Genomic DNA, 6,416 nt, shown 5'->3' on the forward strand with positions numbered 1-6,416 from the left:
CTCCGGGCGGCGGATGCGCCACTCGCGCTCGGCGAGGAACTCCACCGGCACGTCGAAGACCTCGGCCTGGACGTCCTGCGGCAGCGCGATGGTCACGGCCCCGGTCTCGGCCGGGTCCGTGAGCACCCGCAGGCCGTGCAGGAGCGCGGAGAAGAGCTGCTCGGGGCGGTTCACGCGGTCGAAGTACTTCGACAGCGGCCGGAAGGCGTCGTTGACCGTGATGTCGTAGCCGTGCGGCTGCTCGAGCTGCTGCAGCACGGGATCGGCGGCGCGCGTCGCGAACGTGTCCGAGGGCAGCAGGAGCGCCGGGAGCCGGTTCGCGGTCGCGAGGGCCGCGCCCGTGAGCAGGTTCGACGAGCCGGGGCCGATCGAGGTCGAGATCGCGAACGTCTGGCGGCGGCGCGTGTGCCGTGCGTAGCCCACGGCCTGGTGCACCTGGGCCTGCTCGTTGCGGCCCTGGTAGTACGGCATGAGCGAGGGGTCTGCGACCTGCCACTGCTTGAGGGCCTGGCCCACGCCCGCGACGTTGCCGTGGCCGAAGATCCCGAACATGCCCGGGATGAGCCGCTCCCGGTAGGCTCCGCCAGAACCAGAGCCGCCCACCGTATCGACTGTGTACTGCCGGCCCAGGAACTCCACGAGCGCCTGGGCGACGGTCATCCTGCGGGTAGTGCTCACTGTGCGGCCTCCTTGAGGTGCGCTCCCGCCCCGGCGGGGATTTCGTCGGTGTGCAGAAGCGATGCCGCCGCGGCGACGGCTCCGGCGACGTCCCCGTCCGCCGGGTACAGCAGGGTCCGGCCCACGGTGAGGCCCTGGACGCCCGGGAGCGCGAGCGCCGCGCCCCACGAGGCGAACACCTCGTCCTGATGCCCGGTCGGATCGCCGCCCAGGAGCACGGTCGGCATGGTCGTCGAGGCCATGACGCGCTCCATGTCGGACACCACCGGCAGCTTCATCCACGTGTACGCGCTCGTCGAGCCCAGCCCCGAGGCGATCGCGACCGACTTGATGACCGCGTCCGCGGACAGATCGTTCTTGACCTTGCCGTCCACCCACGAGGACAGGAACGGCTCGACCATAGCCACGAGCTTCCGCTCGGCAAGGGAGTCAATGGCCCGCGCGGTGGCCTCGAGGAACGGGGCCGTCGCCGGGTCGCCGAGGCAGATGCGCGTGAGCATCTTCCCGCCGGTCGCGCCGATCGCTTCGAGGGCGGCGGCGGTGTGGCCCGTGAAGCGGTCGTCGAACTCGTTGACGAACCCGGCGAGGCCGCCGCGGTTCATCGAGCCGAACAGGAGCTTGCCGTCGAGCGCTCCGAGCAGCAGCAGATCGTCCATGATGTCAGGGCTCGCGAGGACCCCGTCCACGGCCGGGTTGGCCAGCGCGATCTGGATCCGGTCCAGGAGCTCGCGCCGGTCGGCCATCGCGTCCGCGCGGCCCTGCGCGGCGAGGGCGCCGCGGGCCGGGTGGTCGGCGGCGACGATGAAGTTCTGCTTGCCGAGGACGACGCCGGGGTGCGGCTTCCGCTCCCGGGCCGCCCGGGCGATGGCCTCGGGATCCTCGAGCCGGATCTTGGTGAGGTGCTCGTAGCGGCGGGGGTCGTCGTCGACCGCTCCCTTGGGAAGGGACGACGTCGTTGCTGTGCTCACTGGGCCACCGCCTCGGGGACGAGGCGGCCGCGCTCCGCGAGGAGCGAGGTGACCTCGGCCGGCGTCGGCATCGCGTCCGCGCACGAAAGGCGGGAGGCGACGATCGCGCCCGAGGCGTTCGCGTAGTCCAGGACCTGGGCGAGCGGCCAGCCCGAGAGCAGGCCGTGGCAGAACGCGCCGCCGAACGAGTCCCCCGCGCCGAGTCCGTTGAGCGTCTCGACCGGGACCGGGGCCGAGACCACGCGCTCCGTGCGCGTCTTCGCCATCACGCCCTCGGGGCCGAGCTTGACCACGGCGATCTCGACGCCTGCGGCCAGGAGACGGTCCGCCTGCTCGTCCGGGGTGCCGTGCCCGACCGCGACCGCGCACTCCTCCTCGTTGCCGATCGCGACCGTCACGTGCGGCAGGACCTTCGCGACCTGCTCGCGCGCGGACTCCTCGGAATCCCAGAACATCGGCCGGTAGTCGAGGTCCAGGACCGTGAACTGGCCCTCCGCGAGGCCTGCGCGAGGGCGCGCCTCGTGCGCCGCAATGTGGGCAGAGCGGCTCGGCTCCTGGCACAGGCCCGTCACGGTCGACCAGAAGATCCGAGCCGTGCGGATGGCCTCGGTATCGAGCTCCTCCGCCTTGATCTGCAGGTCCGGCGCCGTCGGGAAGCGGCCGTAGAAGTACAGCGGGAACTCGTGCGTGGCGGGCATGATCGCGCAGAACGTCGCCGGCGTCTGGAGGCCCGCGACCGGAGTCACGAAGCGATCGTCGACGCCGAACTTGGCCAGCTCCCGGTGGAGGTACTCGCCGAACGGGTCGTCGCCCGTCCGCGTGACGACGGCGGTGCGGCGCCCGTGCCGCGATGCCGCCACCGCCACGTTGGACGGCGAGCCGCCCAAGTACTTGCCGAAGCTCGTGACGTCCGCGAGGCCGACGCCGATGTCGTTGGGGTAGATGTCGACGCTGATGCGCCCCATCGTGAGAACGTCGTAGGTCACGATCGCTGTGCCTTTCGTACTGATGTCCCGGGATCCCGGGCCGGCTGCGCTGCCTGTGGCGGCGGCCACAGATCAACTCTGCTACAGAATTAATGTCCTGTCAAAGGTTTGTGCTGACATGCCAGGCGCGTGCGACGAGGGCCCTAACGGGCCGGAACGGCGAGCTCTCCCGTGACATACTGCGCCCGCCCGAAGCCGAAGGACCAGTCCCCCGCGCCGTTCTCGACGTAGCCGATGAACACATCCTCGCCGGGCACGCCCGCGTCCGCGAGGTTTGCCGCAATCGCCGCGAAGAGCGCCTCCTTGGCCTCTTGCGTGCGCCCGCCCTGCGTGAAGATCTGGATCATGACCACGCCACCCGTGCGCTCGAAGCCGAGACCCGCATCCTGGGCCACGACCTGACCCTGGGCATGCTCCGTGACGACGTGAAAGTAGTCGCGCTCGGGGATTCGGTACTCGGCGAGGATCGCGTCGTGGATCGCGCGGCTCAGGCGCGTGATCTCATCCGAGGTGCGGCCGGCGTTGACATCGATGCGGACCAGGGGCATCGGGAGCTCCTTCGATTGACTTTGTCCTGACAACTTAACAATATCGCCCCAAGAGGGGTGATGCAATACTTTGTCCTAACAAAGACGACGGGCGACGGCGGCACACGCCTCGCGTGCCGACGTCGCCCGTGCTACTGCCTTCCTTGGGAAGGCCGGGGTGCTTCCGCCTAGGAAGAAACAGCCTGCTTCTTGTGGACGAGGTAGATCGCGCCGGTCGTGACGTCCTCCTCGAGCGCCTCGAGCGTGCGGCCACGGCTCTCCGGCACTTGGGTGGTCACGAAGATCAGGGCCAGGGCTCCGACCACCGCGAACAGGAAGAACGTCCCGGTGATGCCCATGGCAGCCACCATCGACGGGAAGTACAGCGAGAGGAAGCCGTTGACCACCCACAGGGCGAACACGGCCACGCCGATGCCGAAGCCGCGCATGTGCAGCGGGAAGATCTCCGAGAGGTAGACCCAGACGGCGACGTTCAGGAACGTCTGCATCGAGCCGACGAACGCGACGACGAGGAACAGGATCACGAAGGGACGGGCCGGGTTGCCCACCGGCAGGGCCATCGAGGCGATGCCGATGAGCACGTGGCAGGTCGTCGTGAGCGAGAGGCCGGTGATGAAGGTCTTGCGACGGTCGAGGCGGTCCATCATCCGCAGCGCGATGATGCCGCCGATCACGGCGATCACGCCCGGGGCAATGTTGGCGATGAGGGCGCCGTCCTTGCTGAAGCCCGACTCCGTGAGCACGGTCTGGCCGTAGTACATGATCGAGTTGATGCCGGTGAGCTGCTGGGCTACGCCGAGGCCGATCGCCACGAGCAGGATCCGGAAGAGATTCTTGTTCGAGAAGATGGCGCGCCAGCCGATCTGGTGGCTCTCCCGCTCCTCCTGGGCGATCTGCTCGACGTCGGCGAGCTCGGCGGCCGCCCGGTCGCTTGAGCGCACGGTCTGCAGGACCGCGAGGGCCTCCTGGCGGCGGCCCTTCTCGACGAGCCAGCGCGGCGACTCGGGCATGCGCAGCATGCCGAAGAACAGGGCGAGGGCGGGCAGCGCACAGATCGCGAACATGATGCGCCAGACGCCGCCGACGTTGCCGAAGACGTTGCCGATGATGGCATTGACCACGAACGCGGCGAGCTGGCCGACCACGATCGCGAGTTCGTTCCGGCCGGCGATCGAGCCGCGGATCTCGTAGGGCGCGAGCTCCGCGAGGAAGACGGGCACGACGGTCGAGGCGCCGCCGACGGCGAGGCCGAGGAGGATGCGGCCGAAGACGAGGACCTCGAAGTTCGGCGTCGCCACGACGGCGACCGTGCCCGCGAAGAACAGGACGGCGAGCAGGATGATCGTCTTGCGGCGGCCCCAGGCGTCTGAGAGGCGGCCGCCGAAGATCGCGCCGATCGCGGCCGCGAAGACGAGGGAGGCGGTGACAACGCCCTCGGTGATCGGGGTCAGCCCGAGCTCCGTGGACATCGGGCTCAGCGCGCCGTTGATCACGCCCGTGTCGTAGCCGAAGAGGAGGCCGCCGAACGTCGCGACGAGGGCGACGAGGCCGAGCCGCTGGCGGTGGGGGCCGCTGGTGAGGGGCGGGAGCGGTGACGAACTCGACGTTCCGCTGTGCGCAGATGCGGTGGCCATTCAGGACTCCTTTGTCGTGCTGGCGGGCCCCTTAGTGACCCGCGTCTCAGACCAGACTAACGCGCGAAAGATTCAAATGTAAGGTCAAACGGACAAAATTTCCTGGGATCCGCCCGTGCGACGATGTTGGGGTGAATCGCCCCGCCGCGACCGGACGGCCCCGACCCGTCACGCAGGAGGACGTGGCACGCGCAGTCGGCGTGTCCCGGACCCTCGTCTCGTTCGCGTTCCGGGGCACCCCCGGGGTGAGCGAGGAGACGAAGCAGGCCATCCTCGAAGCAGCGAAGCGTCTGGGCTACCGGCCCAATGCGGTCGCCGCCGATCTCGCGAGCAAGCGCCCCTCCGCCGTCGGACTCTACCTCCTGGACCTCCGCAACGAGGTGTACGTCGACATCTTCAGCGGGGTGCGCGAGGCCCTCGGTCAGGGCCGGAACCGGCTCATCCTGAGCGTGTCCCACTCGACGAGCGGCGTGGACGAAAGCTCGGTCGGCTCGCTCATCGAGGCGCGCGTGGGGATCATCATCGCCGCGACGCTCGTCGACACGGATCCGGAGATCCAAGAGCTCGCCCGGAGCGTGGCGCTCGTGAGCGTCGCGCGGCGCGTGGACGGCGTCGACAGCGTGTACTCGGACGATGGGGGCGGGGCGAGGGCCGCGACCGAGCACCTCCTGGCGCTCGGGCACACGCGGATCGCCCACGTGACGGGCCCGAGGAACGAAAGCCACGAGGTGCGGTGGCGCGCGTACGAGGCCACGATGCGCCACGCCGGCCTCGCGCCGCGGGTCATCTTCGCGGACGACTACACGCAGGCGGCGGCGGAGAAGGCCGCCGCGTCGCTGCTGAGGGGCCCGAACCGCCCCACCGCCGTGTTCGCCCACAACGACGAGCTCGCCCTCGGCATCCGCGAGGCGGCGTGGAAGCGCGGGCTGGCCGTTCCGGGCGACCTCTCGCTCGTGGGCTACGACAACTCTCGGATCTCGCGGCTCCACGGCATCGACCTCACCTCGGTGGACCTGCGCGCGCTCGAACTCGGGCGGACGGCCGGCACCGCGGCCCTCGAGCGGCTCGCCGATCCGGGGGCCCCGGTGGTGGACCGGCGACTCGAGTCCCGTCTCATCGTCAGGAGCTCGACCGCGCCCCGCTGAGGGGCTCCGGCCAAGCCTGCGGGTTCACGGCGTGCTCGGGGGTCTGTCCCGCGGCCATCGCGATCGCATTGAGGGCGCTCAGGCGGGACATCTCGGCGCGCACCGACACCGTGGCGCTGCCGATGTGGGGCAGGAGCACGGTGTTGGGCAGCTCCGCGAGGCCAGGGGCCAGGAGCGGCTCGTCCTCGAAGACGTCCAGGCCCGCGGCCGCGATCGTGCCGGCGCGCAGCGCCTCGACGAGCGCTGCCTCGTCGACCACCGGGCCACGAGCCGTGTTGATGAGGATCGCGGAGGGCTTCATGCGGGCCAGGACCCGGGCGTCCACGAGGTGATGCGTCTCCTCGGCCAGCGGAACGTGCAGCGAGAGGAAGTCGCTCGCCGCAACGAGCTCGCCCCACTCGACCTTCCGCACCCTGCCCGCGAACTCGCCGAGCTCGGCGTCCCCCACGGGGCGGTC

General features: G+C 70.2%; 7 protein-coding genes. 1 reads left to right on the forward strand and 6 read right to left on the reverse strand.

The annotated features are described in order from the left end of the window. The 5 genes from ACLN58_RS16060 to ACLN58_RS16080 form a co-directional block, all read right to left on the reverse strand. A partial coding sequence (locus ACLN58_RS16060) for a thiamine pyrophosphate-binding protein (RefSeq protein ID WP_415856264.1) occupies window positions 1-660 on the reverse strand: 660 nt, incomplete at its 3' end. A 14-nt stretch (window positions 661-674) separates the two neighbouring features. Further along, window positions 675-1,646, reverse strand: coding sequence for a deoxyribose-phosphate aldolase (locus tag ACLN58_RS16065; RefSeq protein ID WP_415856258.1), 972 nt, complete (start codon window positions 1,644-1,646; stop codon window positions 675-677). Continuing rightward, a complete protein-coding gene (iolC, locus tag ACLN58_RS16070) occupies window positions 1,643-2,632 on the reverse strand; it encodes a 5-dehydro-2-deoxygluconokinase (protein ID WP_415856259.1) in 990 nt (329 codons plus the stop codon). Before iolC ends, ACLN58_RS16065 begins: the two co-directional genes overlap by 4 nt. A gap of 143 nt (window positions 2,633-2,775) precedes the next feature. Then, a complete protein-coding gene (locus ACLN58_RS16075; RefSeq protein ID WP_415856260.1) occupies window positions 2,776-3,180 on the reverse strand; it encodes a tautomerase family protein in 405 nt (134 codons plus the stop codon). A 167-nt stretch (window positions 3,181-3,347) separates the two neighbouring features. Continuing rightward, window positions 3,348-4,814, reverse strand: a complete 1,467-nt coding sequence (locus tag ACLN58_RS16080; protein ID WP_415856261.1) for a sugar porter family MFS transporter — start codon at window positions 4,812-4,814, stop codon at window positions 3,348-3,350. A 182-nt stretch (window positions 4,815-4,996) separates the two neighbouring features. On the opposite strand from ACLN58_RS16080, the gene ACLN58_RS16085 reads away from it, so the two are divergent. After that, the gene (locus tag ACLN58_RS16085) at window positions 4,997-5,959 is read left to right on the forward strand and encodes a LacI family DNA-binding transcriptional regulator (protein WP_415856262.1); all 963 of its coding nucleotides are present in this window, start codon (window positions 4,997-4,999) and stop codon (window positions 5,957-5,959) included. On the opposite strand, the gene ACLN58_RS16090 is transcribed toward ACLN58_RS16085, so the two are convergent. Continuing rightward, on the reverse strand, window positions 5,934-6,416 hold a 483-nt coding region (locus ACLN58_RS16090; RefSeq protein ID WP_415856263.1), incomplete at its 5' end, for an NAD(P)-dependent oxidoreductase. The two genes, ACLN58_RS16085 and ACLN58_RS16090, sit on opposite strands and share 26 nt — an antisense overlap.

The organism is Sinomonas sp. G460-2, assembly GCF_047759905.1.
Classification (GTDB): domain Bacteria; phylum Actinomycetota; class Actinomycetes; order Actinomycetales; family Micrococcaceae; genus Sinomonas.

Bases quoted from the DNA above. Each gene is read 5' to 3' on its own strand.
- ACLN58_RS16080 (WP_415856261.1), bottom strand. From the start codon at position 4,814: ATGGCCACCGCATCTGCGCACAGCGGAACGTCGAGTTCGTCACCGCTC.
- ACLN58_RS16075 (WP_415856260.1), bottom strand. From the start codon at position 3,180: ATGCCCCTGGTCCGCATCGATGTCAACGCCGGCCGCACCTCGGATGAG.